15 protein-coding genes are annotated in these 24387 nt (G+C 69.4%); 8 read left to right on the top strand and 7 right to left on the bottom strand.

The genetic code is table 11. From position 1 onward, the window contains the following. Positions 1-21: 21 nt before the first annotated feature. Positions 22-915 carry an FAD-dependent oxidoreductase gene (locus tag ACQP2Y_RS14060; protein ID WP_433728089.1) on the bottom strand — a complete coding sequence of 298 codons (894 nt, stop codon included), beginning with the start codon at positions 913-915 and terminating at the stop codon, positions 22-24. A gap of 129 nt (positions 916-1044) precedes the next feature. Continuing rightward, positions 1045-2025 (bottom strand): LacI family DNA-binding transcriptional regulator, encoded by a 981-nt coding sequence (locus tag ACQP2Y_RS14055; protein WP_433728087.1) that lies wholly within the window; start codon positions 2023-2025, stop codon positions 1045-1047. A 278-nt stretch (positions 2026-2303) separates the two neighbouring features. Between ACQP2Y_RS14055 and ACQP2Y_RS14050 the strand changes: the two genes are divergently transcribed. The 4 genes from ACQP2Y_RS14050 to ACQP2Y_RS14035 all read left to right on the top strand — a co-directional run bounded on the left by ACQP2Y_RS14050 (position 2304) and on the right by ACQP2Y_RS14035 (position 7409). Then, positions 2304-3620 (top strand): ABC transporter substrate-binding protein, encoded by a 1317-nt coding sequence (locus ACQP2Y_RS14050; RefSeq protein ID WP_433728085.1) that lies wholly within the window; start codon positions 2304-2306, stop codon positions 3618-3620. Positions 3621-3682: 62 nt separating this feature from the next. Continuing rightward, a complete protein-coding gene (locus ACQP2Y_RS14045) occupies positions 3683-4636 on the top strand; it encodes a carbohydrate ABC transporter permease (RefSeq protein ID WP_433728083.1) in 954 nt (317 codons plus the stop codon). A 3-nt stretch (positions 4637-4639) separates the two neighbouring features. Then, the gene (locus tag ACQP2Y_RS14040; RefSeq protein WP_433728081.1) at positions 4640-5458 is read left to right on the top strand and encodes a carbohydrate ABC transporter permease; all 819 of its coding nucleotides are present in this window, start codon (positions 4640-4642) and stop codon (positions 5456-5458) included. A gap of 4 nt (positions 5459-5462) precedes the next feature. Next, positions 5463-7409, top strand: a complete 1947-nt coding sequence (locus ACQP2Y_RS14035) for a glycoside hydrolase family 127 protein (protein WP_433728079.1) — start codon at positions 5463-5465, stop codon at positions 7407-7409. 65 nt (positions 7410-7474) lie between these two features. Here the strand turns inward: ACQP2Y_RS14035 and ACQP2Y_RS14030 are convergent, their stop codons facing one another. Further along, positions 7475-8923 (bottom strand): family 43 glycosylhydrolase, encoded by a 1449-nt coding sequence (locus tag ACQP2Y_RS14030; RefSeq protein WP_433728077.1) that lies wholly within the window; start codon positions 8921-8923, stop codon positions 7475-7477. A gap of 31 nt (positions 8924-8954) precedes the next feature. After that, positions 8955-12182 carry an MGH1-like glycoside hydrolase domain-containing protein gene (locus ACQP2Y_RS14025; protein WP_433728074.1) on the bottom strand — a complete coding sequence of 1076 codons (3228 nt, stop codon included), beginning with the start codon at positions 12180-12182 and terminating at the stop codon, positions 8955-8957. Positions 12183-12760: 578 nt separating this feature from the next. Here ACQP2Y_RS14025 and ACQP2Y_RS14020 point away from each other — a divergent pair. From ACQP2Y_RS14020 to ACQP2Y_RS14010, 3 genes are all read left to right on the top strand, one after another. Beyond that, positions 12761-15256 carry a beta-L-arabinofuranosidase domain-containing protein gene (locus tag ACQP2Y_RS14020; RefSeq protein WP_433728072.1) on the top strand — a complete coding sequence of 832 codons (2496 nt, stop codon included), beginning with the start codon at positions 12761-12763 and terminating at the stop codon, positions 15254-15256. Between the two features lie 89 nt (positions 15257-15345). Further along, positions 15346-16392, top strand: coding sequence for a cellulose binding domain-containing protein (locus tag ACQP2Y_RS14015; RefSeq protein ID WP_433728070.1), 1047 nt, complete (start codon positions 15346-15348; stop codon positions 16390-16392). A gap of 280 nt (positions 16393-16672) precedes the next feature. Further along, positions 16673-17392 (top strand): pectate lyase, encoded by a 720-nt coding sequence (locus tag ACQP2Y_RS14010; RefSeq protein WP_433728068.1) that lies wholly within the window; start codon positions 16673-16675, stop codon positions 17390-17392. Positions 17393-17477: 85 nt separating this feature from the next. Here ACQP2Y_RS14010 and ACQP2Y_RS14005 read toward each other — a convergent pair whose 3' ends face one another. Continuing rightward, complete coding sequence (locus tag ACQP2Y_RS14005; RefSeq protein WP_433728066.1) at positions 17478-20096, bottom strand: ATP-binding protein; 2619 nt, start codon at positions 20094-20096, stop codon at positions 17478-17480. Further along, positions 20093-21502, bottom strand: coding sequence for an FAD-binding oxidoreductase (locus ACQP2Y_RS14000; protein WP_433728064.1), 1410 nt, complete (start codon positions 21500-21502; stop codon positions 20093-20095). The genes ACQP2Y_RS14005 and ACQP2Y_RS14000 overlap by 4 nt, the downstream gene beginning before the upstream one ends. A gap of 92 nt (positions 21503-21594) precedes the next feature. Here ACQP2Y_RS14000 and ACQP2Y_RS13995 point away from each other — a divergent pair, with 92 nt between their 5' ends. Then, positions 21595-22530, top strand: coding sequence for a LysR family transcriptional regulator (locus ACQP2Y_RS13995; protein ID WP_433728062.1), 936 nt, complete (start codon positions 21595-21597; stop codon positions 22528-22530). 104 nt (positions 22531-22634) lie between these two features. On the opposite strand, the gene ACQP2Y_RS13990 is transcribed toward ACQP2Y_RS13995, so the two are convergent. Continuing rightward, a complete protein-coding gene (locus ACQP2Y_RS13990) occupies positions 22635-24320 on the bottom strand; it encodes a SulP family inorganic anion transporter (RefSeq protein ID WP_433728060.1) in 1686 nt (561 codons plus the stop codon). Between the last annotated feature and the right edge of the window lie 67 nt (positions 24321-24387).

The raw sequence follows: 24387 nt of genomic DNA, 5'->3' as shown, positions 1-24387 counted from the left end.
TCCCGGTCCGGCCCGCCCCCGTCAGCCGCTCAAGCTTCGGCTGAGGGCGGCGACCGCGGCACGCCCGGCCCCGTCGCGGCGTACCTGCACGAGCGTGACGGTGACCGGGTGGCCGCGTACCCCATAGGGTTTGATCTCGGTGAACATCGGGCGGCGCTCCAGGGCCCCACGCTCCTTGGCCGCCAGCGCGTAGGGCGTCCAGAGCAGGCCGGTGTAGGAGACGACACTCCCGGTCGGCCGGCCCGCCTCGACGTCGGCGATCACCTTGCCGATCACCTCGCGGCCGGTCACCTCCGGCTCGAACGCGCCGTCGCGGAAGACCGGCTCCCGGCGCGTGTACCAGAACGTTGTCGCCACCCGGGATATCTCCTCCAGCTGCTGGACCGCCGAGATCCCACCGCCGACGACCGCCACCCGCAGCCCCGCGAAACGATCCGCCGACACGTAGTCGTGGGTGTGCAGCTGGAGGCCGGCGAAGGTCTCCTGGCCCGGATAGTGCGGGCGGACCGGGTTCGTCCAGGTACCGGTCGCGTTGATGATCGCGCGCACCCGCCGGACGCCGGTGCTGGTCTCGACGATCAGGTCGCCGTCCGGGTCGGCGTCCGCCCGGCGTACGGCGGTGACCCGGACCGGCCGCTCGATGGACAGCCCGGCAGCCCGCTCGAAGTCGGCGAAGTAGCGCCGCACAGCGGTGCGGCTCGGCTCGTCGGGGTCAAGCGGCGGCCGCGGGAAGCCGGGCAGGTCGAAGATGCCGTTGACGGTGGCCATCCGCAGCGACTCCCACCGGTGCTGCCAGGCGCCACCCGGCCGCTCCTCGGCGTCGAACACGACGAAGTCGATGCCGCGCCGCCGCAGGTGATAGGCCGCCGACAGGCCGGACTGACCGCCCCCGATGACCGCCACGGTCGTGATCATGGAGCAAGCGTACGACCGGATTACGCGATCCTTTGTCGGTATGGCCCGATCATCCGCCACAGTGGACCCGGCGACGCGGCCCGGTGCGGGCCGCATCGCTTCCGGCTTGCGGGCATGACCGGCCCGTTCTCACTCCAGCGGTGCGGTCGACTCCCGGGTGACCAGGCGACAGGGCACGGTCTCCACGCCGGAACCCAGTTTGCCGTCTATGGCGGTGAAGAGCCGCTGCGCGGCCAGGCGTCCCAGCTGCTCGAGGTTCATGTCCACGGTCGACAGCGGCGGTCGCGCGTTCGCGGCCAGGATGTTCCAGTTGTCGAACCCGATCACGGCGACCTGGGCCGGGACGGCGAGCTTCTCCTGGTGCAACACGTCCAGCACGCCCCGGGCGATCTCGTCCGAGCCGGCGAAGATCGCATCAACGTCCGGGCAGCGCTGCAGCAGCATCCGGGTGGCGCCGCGTCCCCAGGCCTCCGACCACGAGCCGAACCAGACGTGATCGCCGGCGAGCTCGAGTCCCTCCTCGGCCAGCCGGGCCAGCGCTCCACTGGCCCGGTCCTGCGCCGCCCCGTACGTGGCGTCGCCGGTGATGTGGGCGATCCGCCGCCGGCCGTACTGCAGGAGATGATCGACCGCCATCCGGCCGCCGCCGACGTTGTCGGTCACCAAGGACAGGTCCCCGGGGTCTTCCGAGGGCGCGTAGGCGTAGACGACCGGTACGGGCAGTTCGTGGCCGAGTGACGGCCGCGCGTCGGGGCGTGCACCGACGACGATGAGCCCGTCCACCCGGCGCGACAGCAGGGCCCGCAGATGGTGGCGTTCGCGCATGTTGTCACCACGGGCGTCGCAGAGGAACACCGAGATCTCGTCGATTCCGAACGCGTCCTCGGCGCCCATCAGGATCGGGATCGAGAACCGGCCTTCGAGGTCGGAGGTCAGCAGGCCGACGGTCCCGCTGCGTTGCGTGATCAACCCCTGGGCGAGCGTGTTGGGCGAGAAGGACAGTTGCTCGGCAGCGCGGACGACCCGCTCACGGGTCTCGGCTCGAACTTGGGGCTGACCGTTGAGCGCTTTCGACGCGGTGGCCACCGAGACGCCCGCCAGCTTGGCCACGTCACGCAAGGTGACCGTGCCGTTGGCGACTTCCGTCCGGGTCCGGCGTCCCCGAGCCCTTTGCGGCGACGGCATCGAAGCACTTGACAACGGTTTTTCCTCCGTACTACGTTTCTGAAAACGTTTTCGGCATTGCTGGATACACCACTATCCGTTTCGAGTGGCACCCACCTGCTCTCACGCTGTTGATGCTACCTCCCCGCTCGGGCCGGACCGAAACTCGTCGAAATCCTCTCGGAATGCTGTTCCCGGCATCCGGTAGCTACCGGAGGTACGTTTTGCGACTGGAAATAACGCTGAGGAAGCTCCGTAAGGCGGTCGCGGTCGCCGCCGTCGCGAGCCTGGCGGCCACCGCGCCGGCAGCCTGCGACGGAGGCGGGAAGAGCGAGGCCGCTGCACCCGCCGGTGCCGGCGTCGATGGCGTCGACGACGGCACGAAACTCACCCTGTGGACCCGGGCGCCGCTGGAACTGCAGGCGAAGGCGCTGGTCCAGGCATACAACGCCGGCCACAAGAACCAGGTCTCGCTGACCATCGTCCCGAACGACGACTACGTCGCCAAGGTGGGCGCTGCCGCCGGCAGCGGCGACCTGCCCGATCTGTTCGCCGCCGACATCGTCTACGTCCCGAACTGGACCAAGGCCGGGCTGTTCACCGACCTGACCGACAGCATCGGCATGCTCCCGTACGCCGACAAGATCATCCAAGGGCACGTCCAGGCCGGCACCTACGAAGGCAAGAAGTACGTGCTCCCGTTCGTGCTGGATCTGTCGGTGATGTTCTGGAACAAGAAGCTCTACAAGGAGGCCGGCCTGGACCCGGAGAAGGGCCCGACGACCCTCGACGAGTTCAGGAGCCAGGCGCTCGCCGTCCAGAAACTGAACAAACCCGGTACCTATGGCACCTACTTCGGCGGCAACTGCGGCGGCTGCGACGTCTTCACCTGGTTCCCGATGATCTGGGCCAGCGGTGAAGAGGTCATGGGCGCCGACGGCAAGACCTCACTGCTGGCCGGTAGCGCCGCCCAGAAGGTCTACGGCACCTTCCGGGAACTGCAGAACGCGGGTGCCATCGCACCCGGTTCCAAGGACGAGACCGGTGCCACCTGGGTCGCCGCGTTCCAGCAGGGCAAGGTCGGCGTGATGCCGTACCCGGCCACGCTGCTGCAGACTGCGGCCAAGACGGTCGACGTCGGCGTGGCCGCCATCCCGGGCGTCACCGGCGGCACGTCCACCTTCCTCGGCGGCGACGGCATCGGCATCTCGAAGGACACCAAGGCGACCCAGCAGGCCTGGAACTTCCTGGCCTGGCTGACCTCCGAGAAGGCCCAGGTCGACGTCCTGGCCAAGAACGACAGCAGTGTTTCGCGCACCGACCTGGCCGACAATCAGTACTCGGCCCAGGACCCGCGGATCGTGACCATCAACAAGGCCGCCGCATCGCCGCAGAGCAAGACCCCCGTGGCGGTGAACTTCCAGCAGGCGTTCAACGCACCGGGCAGCCCCTGGGTCACGTTGCTGCGCAACCAGGTATTCGGTGATCCGTCGAGCCTGACCAAGGACAACCAGGCCCTGACCGGGGTCCTCGGCCAGTGACGGCGTGGCGGCGCCCGGGTCCGTCCCCGGGCGCCGCCGTCGACGAGAAGGAACTGAGGACCGTGGCCATATCCTTCACCGCCGTCACCGACCAGGGCACCGCGCCCGCCGCACCGGCGACGCCGCAACGGCCCAGGCGGCCCCGCCGCAGGGACAAACTCGCCGGTTGGGCCTACGCGGCACCCACCGCCGTGTTCGTCCTGATCTTCTTCGTCGTGCCGATCGGCATCGTCGCCCGGATGTCCGCCTCCGACTGGACCCTGTTCGGTGGTGACCGCGGCTGGAACGCACCGGGCAACTACCAGAAGGCCCTCGATGACCGGCTGCTGTTGCCCGCGGTCTGGTTCACCGTCAAGTACACCGTCGTCACCACCGTGATCCTGCTCGGGCTGGCGCTCCTGCTGGCCCTGCTGGTGCAGGAGTCGAGCCGATGGACCGGGTTCCTGCGAACCGCGTTCCTGGTGCCGTCGGCGCTCGGCCTCGCCTCCGCCTCGCTGCTCTTCTACGCCCTCTACTCACCGCAGAGCAGCCCGGTCAACACCCCGCTGCGCCTGCTCGGAGTCACCGACCAGCCCATCTCGTTCCTCGGCACGCCGATATCGGCCCTGTGGTCCACCGTGATCCTGATCGTCTGGCGGTTCGCCGGCTTCTACATGCTGCTGCTGCTCGTCGGACTGCAGAGCATCCCTGGCGATGTCTACGAAGCGGCCCACCTCGACGGTGCCGGCCGGCTGCAGACCTTCCGGCACATCACCTTGCCACTGCTGCGGTCCTCGTTGGCGCTGTGCACGATCCTCTGCGTCACCGGCTCGCTGCTCGCTTTCGACCAGTTCTACATCCTCACCAAGGGCGGCCCGGACAACAGCACCATCACCATCGTCCAACTCGTCTACAACATGGCCTTCGGCGGACAGAACGACCTCGGCCGCGCCGCCGCCCTGTCGATCTTGGTGCTCGTCGCCCTGCTGGCCATCAACGCCCTGCAGTTCCGCGGCCTGCGCGGCAAGGAGAACTGATCCGTGTTCCGTAACCTGACGCGCACCCCGCAACACGTCCTCACCGGTGGACTCGCCCTGCTCTTCCTGTTCCCGCTGGTCTGGGCCGTCATCGCATCGGTCAGTCCGCAGGCCGGCACCGCGCAGACGTCGGGCTGGGGTCTCGGCAACTACCACACCCTGGCCAACTACCAGGCCGGCATCTGGCAGTACCTGCTCAACTCGACCTTGGTGTCGCTCCTGACCGTGGCCCTGACCCTCGGAGTGTCCCTGCTCGGCGGGTACGCCTTCGCGATGTTCCGGTTCCCCGGCCGCAACCTGCTCTTCCTGGTGACCCTGGCGATCCTCATGGTCCCGTACGCGACGCTGCTGATCCCGCTCTACGTCCTGCTCAACCGGCTCGGCCTGCAGAACTCGCTGATCGGCCTGGCCCTGGTCCTGACCATGTTCCAGTTGCCGTTCGCCACGTTCATGATGCGCATCTCGTTCGAGGCGGTGCCCACGGAACTGAGGGAGTCCGCCCAGGTCGACGGGTGCGGAAACGTCCGCGCACTGCTGCACATCCTGGTTCCGGCGGTCAGGCCCGGCCTGGTCACCGTGGGCCTGTTCGCCTTCCTGGCCGCCTGGAACGACTTCATCGCCCCGCTGGTGCTGATCAGCGACTCCGGCAAGACTCCCCTGCCGCTGGCCGTGGCCAACATGCGTCAGCAGGTGATGGGCATCGTCGACTACGGCGCCACCGAAGCGGGCGTGGTCGTGCTCGCGTTCCCCTGCATCGTGCTGTTCCTCGCCCTCCAGCGGCACTACGTCCGGGGCTTCATGTCCGGCGCACTCAAGGGATGATTCAGTGACCATCAATGACGTAGTCCGCGCCGACGCCGTACCCGAGACCTCCTGGATCGAGCGGGGCGGCACCCCCACGGCGCCCGGCACCGGCCGGCTGCGACCACTCGGCCTGCGTGAAGTGATCCTCCGGCCCGGCTTCTGGCAGGAACGCCAGCAGACCAACCAGTCGGCGTCCCTGGCCCACATCGAGCACTGGCTGGAACGCGCCGGCTGGCTGGGCAACTTCGACGCTGCCGTGCAGGACCGGCTGCCCGCGGCCCGGCGTGGTCGCGAATTCGCCGACAGCGAGGTCTACAAACTGCTCGAGGCCATGGCCTGGGAGTACGGGCGCACGGGCGACGAGCGGCTGGACGCCCGCCTCCGGGCGATCGTCGCGCGGGTCGCCGCGGCGCAGGAACCGGACGGATATCTCAACACCAACTTCGGCCGGCCCGGGCAGCAACCGCGCTACAGCGACCTGGAGTGGGGCCACGAGCTCTACTGCTACGGGCATCTCATCCAGGCCGGCGTCGCCCGGGCCCGCACGTCCGGCCACGACGAACTCGTCCAGGTCGCCCTCCGCGCCGCCGACCACATCTGCGACACCTTCGGCCCGGACGGCATAGCCTCGGTGTGCGGTCACCCGGAGATCGAGCCGGCGCTCGTCGAGATGTACCGCGTCACCGGGCAGCGCCGATACCTCGACCAGGCGCGACTTTTCGTGGAGCGGCGCGGCCGTCAGACCCTCGACGACATCGAGTTCGGCCGGGCCTATTTCCAGGACGACATACCCGTACGCGAGGCCGGCGTGCTGCGCGGTCACGCCGTCCGGGCCGGCTACCTGGCGGCCGGGGCGGTGGACGTCGCCGTCGAGACCGGCGACACCGAGCTGCTGGACGCCCTCGCCCGCCAATGGCGCACCACCGTGGCCCGGCGCACCTATCTCACCGGCGGGATGGGCTCGCGCCACCAGGACGAGGCGTTCGGCGAGGACTTCTCGCTGCCGGCCGACCGCGCCTACTCCGAGACCTGCGCCGGTATCGGCTCGGTCATGTTCAGCTGGCGGCTGCTGCTCGCCCAGGGCGATCCGCGTTACGCCGACCTGATCGAGCGCACCCTGTTCAACGTCATCGCCACGTCGCCGTCCGACGACGGCACCCGGTTCTTCTACACCAACACCCTGCATCAGCGGGTCCCCGGCATCGACCCACCGGCCGATGCTCTGGTGCCCCGCGCCGCCTCCAGCTTGCGGGCGCCATGGTTCGCGGTCTCCTGCTGCCCGACCAACCTCGCCCGCACCTTCGCCGCGCTGGCCGCCTACCTGGCCACCACCGACGACGAAGGCATTCAGCTCCACCAGTACGCCGCCGCGTCGCTGGAGACGACGCTGCCCGACGGTCGCGGCATCGGCCTCGAGATCGACACCGAGTACCCGGCGGACGGGCACATCGCCATCCGGATCGTCCGCACGCCGCAAGCACCGTGGACGCTCACCCTCCGGATCCCGCACTGGACCACAGACGCCACCATCGAGGTCGACGGCCGGCTCAGCCCGGTCTCCGCGGGATCGGTGCAGATCCGGCGCCGCTTCACCGCCGGCGAGGTGATCGTCCTCGTACTGCCGGTCCGTGCCCGGCTCACCATGCCGGATCCGCGAATCGACGCCATTCGTGGCTGTGCCGCCGTCGAACGCGGCCCGATCGTGTTCTGTCTGGAGTCGGCCGACCTGCCCAGCGGAGTCCCGCTCGACACGCTGAGCATGAACGCGGCCACCGATCTCACCGAACGCGACGGCACGGTCGTGGCGACCTTCCACGTGAAGCCCGCTGACGGCGACGACTGGCCGTACGGCGGGGTCGTGCCGACTGAGCCGGGCGCCTCCCTGCCGGTACCGTTGCTGCCCTATCACCGGTGGGCCCGACGCGGCCCGTCGTCGATGCGTGTCTGGATACCCGTCCACGACGGGTGAGCGGTCCGGTGCGCCGGCGCACGGGTACTGGGTGCGCCGGCGCACCGGACCGACATGTCGTGGTCCTACTCGCCGGAGGGTGCGGTGAGGGTGACGCCGAGCCCGACCGGTTTGCCGAAGTTGGGTGTTCCGTCGGCGTTCCAGGTGAATTTCTGGGCGCGGGTGGAGCGGTTGAGGTCGCAGTTGCCGCCGGGGTTGGTGGTGGCGTGGTAGACGATCCAGTCCTCGGTGCCGTCGGGCGACTTGAAGAATCCGTTGTGACCCGGACCGTAGACACCGGCGGCGTCGTTGCGCAGGAACACCGGGCTGGTCGACTTCACCCAGGACGACGCGTTGAGCGGGTCACCGCCGTTGTAGGTGAGCAGACCCAGCTTGTAGTCGGGCGTGGAGCAGTGTGAGGCGGAGAAGACGATGAAGGTCTTGCCGCCGTGCTGGATAGCCTCGGCGCCCTCGTTGACCGCTCCACCGACCGTCTCCCAGCCGGCGGTGGGCGAGGAGAGCACGTGCCGGGGGCCGGCCGCGGTCCACGGGTTGGCCAGTTCCCGGATGAAGTTGGGCTGCGAGCCGTTGTAGTAGGTCCCGAGCAGGTAGAGCTTGCCGTTGAGCTGCAGGATGCTCGGATCCAGTTCCCAGGTGTTGTCCTGGGTCGGATCGAGCAGGTCCGCCTTGAAGCTGTACGGGCCCATCGGATCGGTGCCGGCCGACTCCAGCACATGGATGCGCTGGGTGCCCAGATCGTACGGTTCTCGGCCGGCGACGTAGTACAGGTACCAGCGCTTGCCGTCCGGCCCGTCGAGCAGGTGGAACTCCGGCGCCCACATGGTGCCCGCGCCGTTCGGCCGGCTGAGGGTGAAGATGGTCTGCTCGGCCGCGGAGGCCAGGCCGCCGAGGGTGGCCGACCGGCGCATGGTGATCCTGTTGTTCCAGGTGGTGGTGGCCAGGTAGTAGTAGCCGTTGTGGTAGGTGAGCCACGGGTCCGGCCCCTGCGCCTTCAGGGGATTCGTGAAGGTGTGCGTGGTGCCTCCGGTCGGCGGCGGGCTCGTCGGCGGGGTCGTGGGCGGCGTCGTCGGCGGGGTCGTGGGCGGCGTCGTCGGTGTCACAGTGCCGGTGCACGTCGTGCCGTTGAGCACGAAACTCGCCGGCACCGGGTTGCTGCCGGTCCAGGCGCCGTTGAAGCCGAACGAGATGCTGCCGTTCGTGGCGACCGCACCGTTGTACGACATGTTGACGGCGTTGACCTGGGTTCCGCTCTGCGTGACGGTGGCGTTCCAGGCCTGGCCGATCTTCTGCCCGGCGCCGAAACTCCAGGTGAGTGTCCACCCGGTGAGCGGCGTGCCCAGGTTGGTGATGGCCACGTCGGCGCCGAAGCCGCCCTGCCACTGCGAGGAGACGGTGTAGTCGACCCGGCAACCGGCCGTCGCCGCCCCGGCCGTGCCGGCCGTCGTGACCGGCACGATCACCGCGGCCAGCACCGCCGCGATCGACAACGCCGCGATGCGTGGGCTCCTTCTCATCAAAGCTGTCCTCTCCGGGTTCCTGGGCATGTCAGTTCACGACGATCCGGTCGAAGTCCGGCGACCAGCCGGTGGTGTTGCTGAAGCGGATGGTGTTGGTGCCGGCGGCCAGGGTCACCGTCAGGCTGACCGCACCGACCGTGTCGAAGCCGCCGGTGCTCGGCGTGGCCAGGCTGACCGGACCGCCACCGTTGACGCTGACCTGGGTGGACCGGTCGTCGGCGGAGGCGTAGTAGACGGTGATCGAGTGACTGCCGGCGGTGCCGGCGACGTTGTTGACCTGCAGGTAGTTGGCGGCGCCGTTGCCGACGTAGCCGACCAGGGAGCCGCCGGACGCGCCCGGCGAGGTGCGGATCGCGGCCTGCCCGGCGAGCGCGTTGCCACTCGCCTCCGCCTCGTAGGACGTACCGGTCGGTGGCGGTGGGGTGCCACCGCCGCGGTTGAAGGCCTGCACCTCGGTCAGGCCGGCCTTCGAGCCGCTGGCATGGGTCACCAGCACCCGCAGCCGCTGCGTGCTGACCGGGGTGAACTGCACCTTGTTGAGGTTGCCCTGCGGGGCAGCGGGCGTCTTGACCTGGCCGGCCGCGTCGACCCAGGCGCTGCCGTTGTAGTACTGCACCGTGTACGACGCCGGTGCCCGGTACGCCGTACTGGCCGGCCGGCTGTCCTTGAAGTACAGCCGCATCTCGTCGACCGTCTTCGCCGAGCCGAAATTGAGCTCGTACCAGTCCTGACTGTTGGGTGAGCCGGCGGCGCCCCAGAACGGCTCGTTGGTGGGATAGCCGTCGGCGGCCGCCGCGGCGGTCGCGCCGCTCGCGGTGAACGAGGTGGACACCGCCACGCCGGACGCGAGGTTGGCGGTGCCCGGGGTCAGATCGACGCCGGCCTTGGCGAGCAGATCGACGGTGCCGGCGTCACTGAAGGTGACCTGATTCGGCGCCTGCAGGCCGGTGACCGCGGTCGAGAAGGTGACCGTGGCGGTGGTGGTCACCGAGCCGGTGGCCGGATCCCAGACCAGCGGCACCAGCTTGTTGACCGTGGCGACCCGGTTGCCGTTGATGAAGATCGAGTACCCCTCCGGCACACCCGGGTAGCGGACCACGCCGTCGGCCGGGTCGTCCCAGACGATCGACAGGTCGGCGTTGCGGTACCGGAGGTTGTTGACCGCGAAGTTCGGCCAGCCGATGGTGATCGGCGACAGCTCGACCTTGTTGTCGTTGCGCTGCCGCAGCCCGGCCACGTCCTCGATGATCGTCCAGTTGCTGCTGCCCAGGATGTTGTGGTGGATCCAGGAGCGGTAGTCGATGTGCTTGGTCGCGGGGTTCCAGTCGGCCCAGAACTCGTTGGCGTCCGGCCACGCGGTGTTGCCGTTCACGTACTGCGCCCAGGTGTTCCAGTAGAGCAGCTTCTTGTAGTCGTCCGCGCTGATCCACTGGTTCGGGTACTTGCGCAGCACCGAGGAGAGGAGCCGGAACTGCACGGTCGAGTTGATCGTGGAGAAGTTGTTGCTGCCCGGGTTCCCCTTGGCGGCCGCGGCGGCCTTGTCCTTCTGGTTCGCCGTGTAGAACGGGAAGACCGGGTACTCCGCGGGGTCGGCGAACAGGCGCAGGGCCTGCTTGTACTGGTCGGTGTCAGGCATCAGGCCGACCGCGTACGGGTAGTAGTTGTTGATCTCCTTCCACGGGTTGAACTGGTTGGTGGGCACGACCTTGTGCTCGAGCAGGTTGTCGCCCGGGTTCCAGAGCGTGCCGACGATGGCGTTCCTGATCCGGTCGGCGATACTGCGCATCTCCGTGGCCTTGGCGCTGTTGCCGGCCGCGTCGTAGGCCTGTGCCGCCGCCATGGCCCCGCTGTACTGGTAGGCGCCCTCGGCCCGGTCGAGGTTGCTGCCCGGCGCGTAGTCGAACGACACGGCATCCGCGTCGTTGCCGGTCATCGCGCCCCAGTTGTACTCGATGATGCCGTTGTTGTTGCTGTCGTACGTGCTCAGCTGGCCCTTCACGTCACCCTCGGCATAGTGGGCGAGCCTGGCCGCGATCGCCGGCTGGCCGCCGTGCAGCTGATAGCTGCGCCAGGCCGCCTCGGCGATGTACTGGATGTAGCTGTTCGACCAGTTCTCCGGGTCGCCCGGGTTGTCGAGGAAGCGGCCACCCTTGGAGATCTGGCCCACCGAGAGCCAGTCGCCGTAGGAGTACTTCGGGTCGCGCAGATACTTCAGGTCGTCGATGTGCATGGGCTGGGTGAGCGCGATCGCGTTGTTGTAGCCGAGCACGCCCTCGACCGAGGTCGGGAACTGGAAGTTCTGGCCGGGGATGTTGGCGTCGAGATTGTTGAACCGCATCAGCCACCAGCGGTAGTAGACCTCCTTCTTGATCGCCGGCTCCGGCACGTCGATGTAGGGCACGTTGTCGGCCCACCATTTGTTGTACAGACGCACGTGGGTGGCGAACGCGGTGTCCGGCGTGGCGTCCCGGTAGGTCGCGTAGTCGGTGGCCGACTCGGGGATCTCCTTGGCGATGAAGCCCATGACCACCTTGGTCTGCACCGTCTGCCCGGCCCCGACGGTGATCGACCGGTTCAGGCCGCCGCTGGACACGCTGAAGCCGTCGCCGGACAGCTTGGTGGTCAGCGTGGTCAGACCGTTCTTGACGCCGGTCGAGCCGGTCAGCTCGTTGCCGCTGCCGGAAGACGCGTACGGCGAGGTGGCCCGCACCGTCAACGTGCTCGAGGCTGATCCGTTGTTCTTGATCGCGAGGTTGGTGACCAGCACGTTGTTGTCCGTGATGAACTTGGTCTCGGTGGCCTGCAGCGATCCGCCGGCATACACGCTGCGCCAGTAGCTCGGTGCCTGCCGGCGCTGGGCGGGCTGCTCGCTGAAGGTGCCAGGGCTCAGCGTGATCGCGTACGCGTTGGCGTCGTTGATGCTCTCCCAGTAGGCGACCCTGCCACCGAAGCCGATGACCGCCGGGTTGTGCTGCTTCATGAAGACGGCCCGGCCCCTGGTCATCAGGATGCCGCCGTCGGCGTCGGACGGATCATCGCCGCCGGACCGGGACAGCAGCCGGTCCATCCAGAAGTCGGTGCCGGCCTTCTCGGAGTCGTAGATGGACTGCATCATGTTGCCGGTCGTGTAGCCCACCGGAGGCTGAGGTATCGCCGCCCCGGTGAAGACCGGGTAGCCGATGGTCTGCGCGGCCCGCGCCGGATCAGCGACGGCCGTCACGGCGGCCCCGCTCGCCAGCACCGTGACAGCCGCCATGCTGACCGCCCTCCGCCACCGCGGATGAGTGCTACGGGCCGTCGTCACAGGGCCCTCGGTTCGGTGGCGGGCGTCGTCCGGCGACGCTGCTACGAGCCGGGGAAGGCGAGAACGATGTTCGGTGCGGGCGGTCGCCGTCGGTGGCTCGGGCGACTGGCCCATCTCTGCGGTCACAGAGCTGTCCTTTCGGTCACGCGCCACCGCGGCGGGCAGGGGCGGTCACCACCGCGCGGAGAGACGACCCCCGCTGGGCGCACCGACCCGTGGACGGTTGGCGCTGGGGTTGAAGAGGGAGCGCGTAATCCTCGAAAACCTTTTCAGGACCGTATCACCGCATCGGAGGTTGTCAATATCAGTTCCAGCCTGGAGCAACTTCGAATGAGATCAGGGCTCCGACGGGACCTCCACGACCGGCCGAAAAGATTTCGGTCGGCCGGACCGCCGACCCTCGCGTGGATCTTCCGCCGCCCGCCCGGTCATAAATAGACCGTTGACAATTGATATCCCCACTGCCACGATGCCGAAAAGGTTTTCGTAAATTTCGGAGATCGCGATACCGACCACGCGAAAGGACCGCCATGTCCCTCTCCGGCCCGGTATCCCGCCGGACCCTGCTGCGTGCCGGGGCCGCCGGCACGGCGATCATCACCGGTACGGCCACCGGCGCGCTGTCCCTCAGCAGTGCGGCCGGCGCGCGCCCCGACACCGGCGTCTCCGCCTATCCGTTCCCGCTCAGTGCTGTCCGGTTGCCGGCGGGCAGCCCGTTCGCCGCCAACCAGGCCCGGACGCACGCGTACCTGACGTTCCTCGACCCGGACCGGCTGCTGCACACGTTCCGGCTCAACGTCGGACTGCCGTCCTCGGCCACCCCCTGCGGCGGCTGGGAGTCCCCCACCACCGAGCTGCGCGGCCACACCACCGGCCATCTGCTGACCGCACTCGCCCAGGCGTACGCGTCCACCGGCACCCCCGCGTTCAAGGCCAAGGGCGACAGCGTCGTCACCGTGCTCGCCCAGTGCCAGGCACGCGCCGCGACCGCCGGGTTCAACCCCGGTTACCTCAGCGCGTTCCCGGAGAGCTTCATCGATCGGGTGGAGGCCCGGCAGGCGGTCTGGGCGCCCTATTACACCCTGCACAAGATCATGGCCGGGCTGCTCGACATGCATCTGCTGGCCGGCAACGCCCAGGCGCTGACCGTGCTGCTCGGCATGGCCGCCTGGGTGAAGGCCCGCAACGACCGGCTGACCCAGGCCCAGCGACAGGACATGCTCGACACCGAGTTCGGCGGCATGAACGAGGTGCTGACCAACCTGTACCAGGTGACCGGGGATCCGGCGCACCTGGCCGCGGCCCAGCACTTCGACCACGCCGAGGTCTTCGATCCGCTGGCCGCCGGGGTCGACAGCCTGAACAACTACCACGCCAACACCCAGATCCCCAAGGCGCTCGGCGCGATCCGCGAGTACCACGCCACCGGCACCACCCGGTACCGGACGATCGCGGCGAACTTCTGGGACATCGTGGTCCGCGACCACACGTACGTGATCGGCGGGAACTCCAACGGCGAGTACTTCAAGGCGCCCGGTCGGATCGCGACGGAGCTGTCGGACACCACGGCGGAGTGCTGCAACTCGTACAACATGGCGAAGTTGACCCGGGAGTTGTTCCGCACCGACCCGTCCCGCGCCGGCTACTTCGACTTCTACGAACGCGCGCTCTACAACCACGTGCTGGCCTCGCAGGACCCGGCGTCGGCCCACGGCTTCCAGTGCTACTACGTGCCGTTGCGGGCCGGCGGGATCAAGACCTACAGCAACGACTACCAGAGCTTCGTCTGCTGTCACGGCACTGGATTGGAGAGCAACACCAAGTACGGCGACAGCGTGTACTTCCACGACGGCGCCGAGCGGCTCTGGGTCAACCTGTTCATCCCGTCGGTGCTGACCTGGCCCGGCCGGACCATCACCGTACGGCAGGAAACCGCGTTCCCCCAGCAGGGCAGCACCCGGCTCACCATCTCCGGGGCCGGCCGGATCGACCTGCGCGTCCGCATCCCCGCCTGGGCGGCCGGCGCACAGATCCGGCTCAACGGCACCGTCCAGCCGATCCCCGCCGCCCCCGGCACGTACGCGGTCCTCGACCGGACCTTCGCCTCCGGTGACGTGGTCGACGTCAGCCTGCCGATGGCCCTGCGCCGTTCGGCGGCCCCGGACAACGCCGCGGTGCAGGCGGTCGAGGTGGGACCCATCGTGCTCGCCGGCGCGTACGGCACCACGAACCTGTCCGCCCTGCCGGCCCTGCAACCCGCGACCCTCACGCCGACGGCGGATCCACTGCAGTACACCGCGACCGCGAGCACCGGAAGTGTGTCGCTGCTGCCGTTCTACCGGATGCACGGTCAGCGGTACACCGTCTACTGGACGGTGACGGGCAGCCCGCCGCTACCGGACTTCGTTGCCCACTACCGGTTCGACGAGTCGAGCGGGACCAGCGCCGCGGACGCCACCGGCAACGGCCGGACCGCCACGCTCACCGGCGGGACGTGGACGTCCGGGCGTACCGGGAACGCGGTCCTGTTGAACGGCAGCGGGAGTCACGTCACCCTGCCGGCCGGCATCCTGGCCGGTGCGACGGCCTTCAGCGTCGCCTGCTGGGTGCGGCTCGACACCGCGACCGCCTGGGCCCGGGTGTTCGACTTCGGCAGCGGGACCGGCGCGAACATGTTCCTCACCCCGCGCTCGGGCTCCGGCACCGCCCGGTTCGCCATCACCGCCACCGGCGCGGGCGGCGAACAGCGCATCGACGCACCCGCCGCGCTGCCGACCGGCACCTGGGTGCACGTCGCGGTCACCAAGGCGGCCCGCCTCGGCGTCCTGTACGTCGACGGCGTCGAGGTCGCCCGCAACTCCGCCATGACGCTGGGTCCGGCCGATCTCGGCTCGACCACCGGCAACTGGGTCGGCCGCTCGCAGTACGCCGACCCGTACCTGGCCGCCGCCGTGGACAGCTTCCGGATCCACAGCCGCGCACTGGCCGCCTCCGACATCGCCGCTCTGCACGAAGAGGGGATCTGATGCGCTCAGGGAGTCCTTCACCAGCCCTTTCCGGCGCCCCGCTTTCCAGGCTCCGCGCCTTTCTGCTCGCACTCGCCCTCCTCGCCGCGGTGCCGGTGCTCGCGGCGGCCGATCCGGCGCTCTCGGCCGCCGCGCCGGTCCGGATCATGCCGCTCGGCGACTCGATCACCGCCGGGACCGGATGCTGGCGGGCCAAGCTGTGGCATCAGCTGCAGACGTCGGGACACACGGCGATCGACTTCGTCGGCGGCGTCTCCGACGGCGGCGGCTGCAATCCCGGCTACCCGTACGACTTCGATCACGAGGGCCACGGCGGCTTCTCGGCCACCGGCATCGCGGACAACAACCAGTTGCCGGCCTGGCTGGCCGCCGCCAGGCCCGACGTGGTCCTGATGCACCTCGGCACCAACGACATGTGGGGCGGCTACATCCCGCTGGCCACCAAGCTCGCCGCGTTCACCAAGCTGGTCGGCCAGATGCGGACGGCCAACCCGGCCATGAAGATCATCGTCGCGCAGATCATCCCGATGAGCGCCGCCGCCTGTGCCACGTGCCCCGCCGACGTGGTGGCGCTCAACAACGCGATCCCCGGCTGGGCCGCCGGCCTCACGACGGTGCAGTCCCCCGTCGTCGTCGCGGACCTCTGGACCGGGTACGACGCGGTGGCGGACAACGTCGACGGCGTGCACCCCAACGACACCGGTTATCAGAAGATGGCCGCCGGCTGGTACTCCGTCCTGTCCCGCGTGCTCGGCGGCATCACCCCGCCGACGACCCCGCCCACGTCCCCGCCCACGGCTGTGCCTACCACGCCGCCCACGACCCCGCCGGCCGGCGCCTGCACCGCGACCTACCGGGTGATCTCTCAATGGGGTGACGGTTTCCAGGGCGAAGTAACGGTCCGCAATGACTCAGCCGCGCCGACGACGGCGTGGACGGCCACGGTGACCTTCCCCGACACCCAGCAGGTCATTCAGACCTGGAACGCGACCGCGACGCAGACCGGTTCGGTGGTCACCGTCCGCAACGCCGACTGGAACGGCAGAACGGCACCCGGCGGCTCGACCACCTTCGGCTTCGTGGCCTCGTGGATCGGCAGCAACCGAGCGCCCGCGGTCGCCTGCACTCTGCACTGAGGTCCGCTGCCCCTGTGTTGACATCAGTTTGGTTCATCGGGCAACCTCCCGCGCCCTATTGACCACTACAGGTTGCCGGGCGGGCGAGGGTGGGCAACCACCGCAATCCTGCAACAAAGCTGCAAACCATATTCATTGACGTTTATCAATACGCCTGTCAGGTTGGAGATGTCCTCCTCCAATACCGTCGGCGTCATCCGCACGGACCGCACGCTGCGATGACCACGCCGGTTCCGTCCCGCCTTCATCGAAGGTGGGAGGCTCTGAGAAAGGTCCCCACATGAAAAGACCACGCGTGCTCATCGGTGCCGCAGTTGTGATCACAGCGCTGGCCGGCTCTGTTGCGACGGTGGGTCTGGCGTCAGCCGCCACGGATGTGAAGGTCACTGCTTCGATCAAGGTGACCGGCACCTTCGACGGTGGCGGGAAGCGCTACATCGGCTCCGGCGCACTCGGCAGCGGTGGCCAGGACGAGGGCCAGGACCCGATCTTCGACCTGGCCGCCGGTGCCACCCTGCGGAACGTCATCCTGGGCGCCCCGTCCGCCGACGGCGTCCACTGCGCCGGCAGCTGCAACCTCACCAACGTCGTCTGGCAGGACGTCGGTGAGGACGCCGCCACCTTCCGCGGCACCAACGCGACCGTGGTGATCGACGGCGGCAGCGCGGCGAGCGCGTCGGACAAGGTGTTCCAGGACAACCGCGGCTCCGGCGGTTCGGTGACCATCAAGAACTTCAAGGTCTCCAACTTCGGCAAGTTCTACCGCTCCTGCGGTAACTGCTCCACCCAGGCCGCCCGCAAGGTGACCATCCAGAACATCACCGCGACCAGCGGCAAGGTGATCGCCGGCGTCAACACCAACTACGGCGACGTCGCGACGCTGAAGGGCAACAACATCGGCAGCATCCCCACCTGCTGGTTGTACACCGGCAACAACACCGGCGCCGAGCCGACCAAGACCGGCTCCGGCGCGAACGGCAGGAACTGCATCGTTTCCTGACAGAGGCGAAACGGCCTCCTGGCGGTGGGCCAGGGGGCCGTTTCTTGCCATTGTCCGGTTGTCGATCCGGGGCGATGTCATCGACCTATGCCTGATGCGGCGCCTCGATCGCTGTCGTTCGTCCATGCGCGGGAGTGACAACAGACAGCTCGGCCAGTGCGTCGTCGACCACCGTCCAGGGATCGGTCCTGACGGCGGCGGCTTCGACGGCCGGTGCCCCGTCGCCGAGCTTCTCGCGGGCGGACCGGGACGTGGTGTCGTGGAAGTCGCCGATCAGGGGCCACGGCGCCATCCGGATGCGATCGCGCAGGCGCTGGGCGGAAGCTCCGGCGCCGGCAGCCACGGCCCAGCACTGCCGGGCCACCGCCAGGGCGGCTGTTGTGTCCAGGGCGTTGGCCAGGCCTTCCAGGTGCTGGACGCGTCGGAGATGGCCGACCTGCCGGACCAGACCGGCGTGGGACTGATCCCACCTGCGCTCCAGGACGTCAACGATGGCAAGCTGCCCGATCGCCTGGGCGGCGAGCACGTCGTTCCCGGTCGCCGTGGCAATGACCCGGGACACCTCATGATCGGCTCGGGCACGCACCAGGTCGCCCTGCATCGCGCGGCGGAGCCCGCGGTGCGATGTGGCGTAGCCCAGCAGCCAGGCGTTGTCGCATCGGCGGGCGACCTCGACCGCCGCGTCCAGATCCGCGTCGACACCGTCGTTGTGTCCCAGGCCGAGTCTCACGGTGCCGCGGACCAGCCGGGCGGCGGCGACGAGCAGCGCCGTGTCGGTGCCGTCGACGGCCGCGTACTGCTGCAGGGCTTTGTCCACCGAGAGCAGTGCCCCGGCGAAGTCGCCGGTGAGACCCTTCGCGTAGGCATCGACGTAGTGCAGGTAACCGAGGTCCCGCGGCGCCGGATCGGCCGGCAGCGCCGCCAGGGTCCGGGAAATGGCTTCGCGGAGTTCGCCGACCCGGCCGCTGGTCCACAGCCACGGCCAGAGCCGCTGAGCCAGAGCGACCAGCAGTACGTCCTCGGCGTTGACCGTCGCCCACTGAGCGACCGCCCGCAGGTTCGCGCCCTCCTGTTCGAGTGCCCCCCAGCGGCGGGGCGCCTGGGCGTGGCGCATGACGTCAGCCGGCTCGCAGAAGTCCGTGTACCACTGGGCGTAGCGAGCGGCGAACGTCTCGGTGTCGCCCCGCTCGGCAAGCAGTTCGACGGCGCGGACCCGGACCGTATGCAGCATCACGACCCGCGGAAGGTCGGCCGCGCCGGTCGACGAGGTCGTCAGGAGACTCTTGTCGACCAGCGACGAAACGGTGTTCAGCACATCCGGGACCGTCTCGTCGCCGCAGACGCCTTCGATCGCCTCGATGGTGCCGCCTCCGGCGAACAGGCCCATCCGGGTGAACAACGCCTGCTCGGCCCGGCTCAGCAGCTGGTAGCTCCAGTCCAGCGTCGCCCTCAGGGTCCGCTGCCGCCACGGCAGGTCGCCGGGGCCATGGGCGAGCACGTCGAACCGCTCGGTGAGCCGTTCGAGCAGTGCCGCCGGTGACAGCAGACGTGTCCGGGCCGCGGCCAGTTCGATCGCCAGCGGCAGGCCGTCGAGTACCCGGGTCAGTTCCGCCACGGCCGCCCGGTTCGTCCGGGTGAGCCGGAAGCCGGGGTCCGCGGCCCGGGCGCGTTCCACGAACAGACGCACCGACGCCACCGCTTCGACTGTCTCGTCATCGGCGCCGTACGGCACCGGGAGCGGCCCCAGATGGTAGTCGCGCTCGCCGCGCAGCCGCAGCACATGGCGGCTGGTGATCAGCACCGACACCTCCGGGCAGCGCCCGAGCAGCTCGGCCAGCTCCGGGCCCGCCGCGGTGACCTGCTCCATGTTGTCGATCAGCAGCAGCAGGTTCCGGGTCGCCAGTTCGTCGGTGAGCACGTCGAGAATCGGGCGAGTGCCGTCGTCGGGCACCTTGAGGCCGGCCGCGATCGCCGACAGCACCCGGTGCGGATCGGTGAGATTCTCAAGAGGTACGAACGCGACGCCGTCGATGTAGTGGTCGGCGACGGCCCGCGCCACCTCGAGGGTGAGCCGGCTCTTGCCGATCCCGCCCGGGCCGGTGATCGTGAGCAGCCGTGTCCCCGCGGTGAGCATGCCGGCGACCAGGGCGGTGTCGGCGTCGCGGCCGATGGTGCGGGTCAGCGGTACGGGCGGCCGGGCGGCGTCGGCCGAGGGATGAGCCCGGTCCGCCCCGGTGGTCAGGAAGCGTTCGCTCAGGATGGTCGCCAGGTCCTCCTGGACCAGTCCGGCGAGTTCCTCAGCGTCCGTGAAGGCCCGGTACGAGGCGGAGCCGTCGCGTTGGACCTCGTCGAGCAGCTCGTGCAGCCGCGGCTCCTGGTCCGGCGCAGGCCGCTTGAAGTAGAGCAGGCGCGGCATGCCCTGGCTGAGGCGGAATTCGTCCTCCAGACCGGAGATGCGCTCGCCGGGCGCGACCCAGCCGTAGTGCTCGTGGTAGATGCCGATGAACACGTGACTCTGCCGCAGGTACGCCCGGTACAGACTTGCGGGCGGATGCGGCCGTGCCCCGAGCTCGAACATGACCGCGGTCAGGTGCAACCGCTCGATGGCCGACCGCACCATGCGCCGCTCGGCGGCGAGTTCCGCCAGGGTGGAGCTGACGAAGACGCGGATGCGCTGATCCGGCGTACGGATCTCGTCGGTCACCGCCGGGGCCTGATGGTGTGGTTGATCCGGAACAGATTCTGCGGGTCGTACGCCGTCTTGATCCGTACCAGCCGCTCGTAGGTCGCCGGCTCGTACGCCTTCTCGACCGCCGCGGGTGTGGTGTCGTACGCGCTCAAGAAGTTGATCTGTTTGCCACCCGTCGACCACGGCGCGAGGGCGAGATTCAGGTCGTCGAGCGCCCCGCGGAACGTCTCCCCCAGGCCCGGCGCGCCGGCCGCGCCGGCGAACAGCTGGAATCTGGCGTCGCGGTTGCCGACGGCGTTCGGCTCCTCCGGCTCGCGCCCGAGTGCGCCACCGAGCTGCCGGATCTCGACGATCATGGCGGGTGAGCCGACGTCCGGGCCGGCGGCGGCGATCAGCATGTCCGCGGCTGACTGCGGGAAGTCCCGCAGCATCGAGGAGGTCTCGTACGCAGCCACCGGGTCGACCGGATCGGCGTGGATGGCCGCGATCGCGGTGTACGGCATCTCCGCCACTGAATCGATCAACCTGGGCGCCGAAGCGCGCAGGTCCGCGATCAGTCGCCCGCCCTCGGCCGCCGAACCCAGATAGGCGACACGCACATGCACGGTGAACCGGCCCCGGAGGGGCTCCGGGACGAACGGCAGCGGCGGCAGCCGCAGGAACGCGAACGAGATGCTGAGCTGCTCGGTCGCACCTGCCGCGAGCCGGCGGTACGCGTCGAGCACCGCACCGACGTGCTCCCCGTCGTAGAAGAGACCGCCGCCGTAGAGCCGGGTGACCGGCATCAGGTCGATGGTGAGCGAGGTGACCACGCCGAAGTTGCCCTTACCGCCGCGTACGGCCCAGAACAGGTCGGCCTCGGTGCCCGCGTCGAGATGGCGCACCACCCCGTCGGGGGTGACGATCTGCGCGCATCGCACATGATCGGCGGCGTAGCCGTAGGCCCGGCCCAGCACCGGGCTCAGGCCGCCGCCGAGGGTGAAGCCGACCACACCGACGTTCGGCGACGAGCCGGCGATCGGTGCCAGTCCATGTTCGGCGGCCGCGTCGATCAGGGACTGCATGTCGGCGGCCGCGCCGACCGTCGCCGTACCCGCCTGTGTGTCGATGCTGACCCCGTCCATCCGGCGCAGATTGATCAGCACCGCCCCGTCCGACGGCACCAGGGCACCGTGGCCGGTCGCCACGACCGCCACCGGAAGGTCGCAGAGGCCCGCGAAGCGCACGGCTGCCTGGACATCGGCCGGGCCTGTAGCACCCACCACCACGGCGGGATTCTGCGCCACAGCCAGGTTCCACGTGGCCACCTCTTCGGCGTACCGCTCGTCACCGGGCTGCAACACCGGGCCGGTCACCTCGGCGACCAGCCGGGACAGCTCAGCCGGATCGATGGTCCGGGCGTTCGGGGGTTCCGTCGTCATCGCGATATTCATGGGAGAAGCCTCGCGGCATCGGCGGCTGCCGCACCCATGACCTCGCGCTGTCACCCATCTCCATCGGCGATAGTGGCGTGATGGAACTCCGCCAGCTCGAGTACTTCATCGCCGTCGCCGAGGAAGGCACCTTCACCAAGGGCGCCCGGCGGGTACGCGTCGCGCAGTCGGCCGTCTCCGCCACGATCCAGAAGCTGGAGCGCGAGCTGGGCATGCCGCTGTTCCTCCGCGACTCAGCGACCACCACGCTCACCGACGCCGGTGTGGCGCTGCTGCCGCAGGCACGATCCCTGCTCAGCGCCGAACGGCGGGCGCGCGACACCGTCGACCAGGTCCGCGCAGGTCTGCGCGGCACCATCCGCATCGGAACTCTGGTGGCTATCGGCGCCCGCCCGCAGTCGGCCGGGCTGCTCGTCATCGATCTGCCCGAAGTGCTCGGCCGATTCCATGTCACCCACCCGTTGGTGACTTTCCAGCTGCGAACCTCGCGAGAGGGCTCCACGGGACATCTGGCGGCGGTGGCAGCCGACGACCTCGACCTGGCCCTGGTGGGACCCATCAGTCAGCCGATCGGTGTGCGACTGCATCCACTCGGGAAAGTTCGCCTGGCCCTGGTCTGCTCACGCCGGCACCGCCTGGCCGACGCCACCTCCGTCACCCTGGACGATCTGGCCGACGAGACCTTCATCGATTTCCCGTACGGCTGGGGCAACCGGGCACTCACCGACCGGGCCTTCGCGGGCGCCGGCATCGTGCGTGACATCCCGTTCGAGGTGGCCGATCAAACGACTGCCCTGGGGCTGGTGCGTAACCGGCTCGGCGTGACTCTGCTCCCACGAGCGGGCAGCGAGGAGGACGGTGTGTCGGTCGTCGACGTCGAAGACGCGGATCTGGACCTCCCCGTCGCGCTGGCCACGCCGAGCAATCGGCCGCCCTCAGCAGCGACCACGGCGCTCATCGCCAGCATCCTGCGCGCCGCCGGCCGCGCGACCGACCGGCCCCTCGGTCAGCGCTGACGGCAACAAGCACGGCCATGCCGGGGTTCGGCCGCACACCGGGCGCCGCGACATCTGCGGCAGCTGCGCTGCCACACCGTCTGAGTGCGGCGCTCTCGGTGACCTCAGGTGCGGAGCCATTCCCGGTACGCGGCGACGGCGGTGGGCAGGGTGGGAAAGATCCGGTCCGGCCCGATGGCCTCGGTCAGCCCGTACGCGGTCAGCGCGGTGAGCAGGTCCTGTTTCACGCGGGCGAGTGCGAACACGACGCCGCGGTAGGTCAACTCCGCCCGCAGGTCTTCCATCGCGCCCAGGCCGGTGCTGTCGACCTCGACATTGGCCTCGACGTTGAGCACGAACCAGGCGGCCGCCCCACCCTGATCGTCGACCGCGGCGAGGGCACGCCGGCGGAAGTTGTCGGCGTTGGCGAAGAACAGCGGTGAGTCGTAGCGGTAGACCAGCAGCCCCGGCTCGGTGCTCGCCGACGGGTAGTCGTCGATGTCGTGCATACCGGCCAGGCCGGGGACGAAGCCCAGCACGGCGTCGTGGGGCCGGGCCACGCGGTGCAGCATCTCGGCGACGGACAGGCCGACGGCCAGCAAGACCCCGTAGAGGATGTCGAAGACCAGCACACCGGCGAACGCGGTGAGAGCGAGCAGGACCTCGCTGCGGCGGAACGCGGCCAGCCGGCGAAATCCGGCCACGTCGATGAGGCGGGTGGCGGCGTACACCACCAGGGCGCCGAGCGCCGCGGTGGGAAACCGGGCCAGCAGCGGCCCGGCGAAGATCAGGACCGCGGTCACGCCGGCCAGCGCGACCAGGGAGTGCATCTGGGTCCGGCCCCCGGCGGCCATCCCCAGCGCGGTACGGCTACCGCTGCTGCTGATCGGGAAGCCGCGCAGCACGCCGGCACCGAGGTTCGCCGCGCCCAGCGCCAGCAACTCCTGATTCGCATCGACGGGAGCGCCGTCGCGGTCGGCGAATGCCCGGGCGGTCAACACCATGTCGGTGTACCCGACGACGAGCAGCCCGATCGCCGGCAACACCAGCTGCCCGAGGTCTCCGACGTCGGGCAGCGCCGGGGTGGGCAGACCGCGGGGAACGGCACCGACCACGGTGATGCCGTGCTCCTGCAGGTCGAAGACCACGACGGCGGTGGTGGCCAGCAGCACGGCCAGCAAAGGTATCGGGACACGCGGAAAGCGCCACTGCCCGAGAAAGAGCAGCGCCAGGATCGCGGCGGCGAACAACGCGGTTCCCAGGTCCATCTGCGGCAGGTGCTCGACGAACGAGGCCAGCTCAGCCGGGATGCTGTCGCCGGTGACCGGGACGCCGGTGAGCTTGCCGGCCTGCCCCACCATCATCGTCACGGCCACTCCGGCCAGATATCCGACCAGGATCGGCTTGGAGAGCAGGTCGGCCACGAACCCGAGCCGCGCGACGAACGCCACCAGGCACAGCAGGCCCACCATCACGGCGAGGGCACCGGCCAGTGCGGCGTAGCGCGCCGGATCGCCGGCGGCCAGCGGCGCTACCGCAGCAGCTGTCATCAAAGCCGTGGTCGATTCCGGGCCCACCGACAGGTGCCGTGACGAGCCGAGCAGTACGTACAGCGCCAGCGGCGCCAGGATGGCCCACAGACCCGTGACTGGTGCCAATCCGGCAAGATCGGCGTAGGCCATCACCTGGGGCACGAGGTAGGCGCACACGGTGAGTCCGGCGAGCACGTCGCCCCGGAGCCACGACCGCTCGTACCCGCGCACCAGTGCAAGCCCGGGCAACAGCCGTACCGGCGATCGTGACGCGCCCATGTCTGATCTTCACATCCTCGCGGACCGGACCGCTTCCGCCGAACGGCGGGCGGGCTGTGGCGAGCCG

Source organism: Actinoplanes sp. CA-051413 (genome assembly GCF_050955795.1).
GTDB lineage: Bacteria > Actinomycetota > Actinomycetes > Mycobacteriales > Micromonosporaceae > Actinoplanes.
Note: the sequence above shows the minus strand (reverse complement) of the source record. Positions and strands in the feature narration are given on the sequence as shown.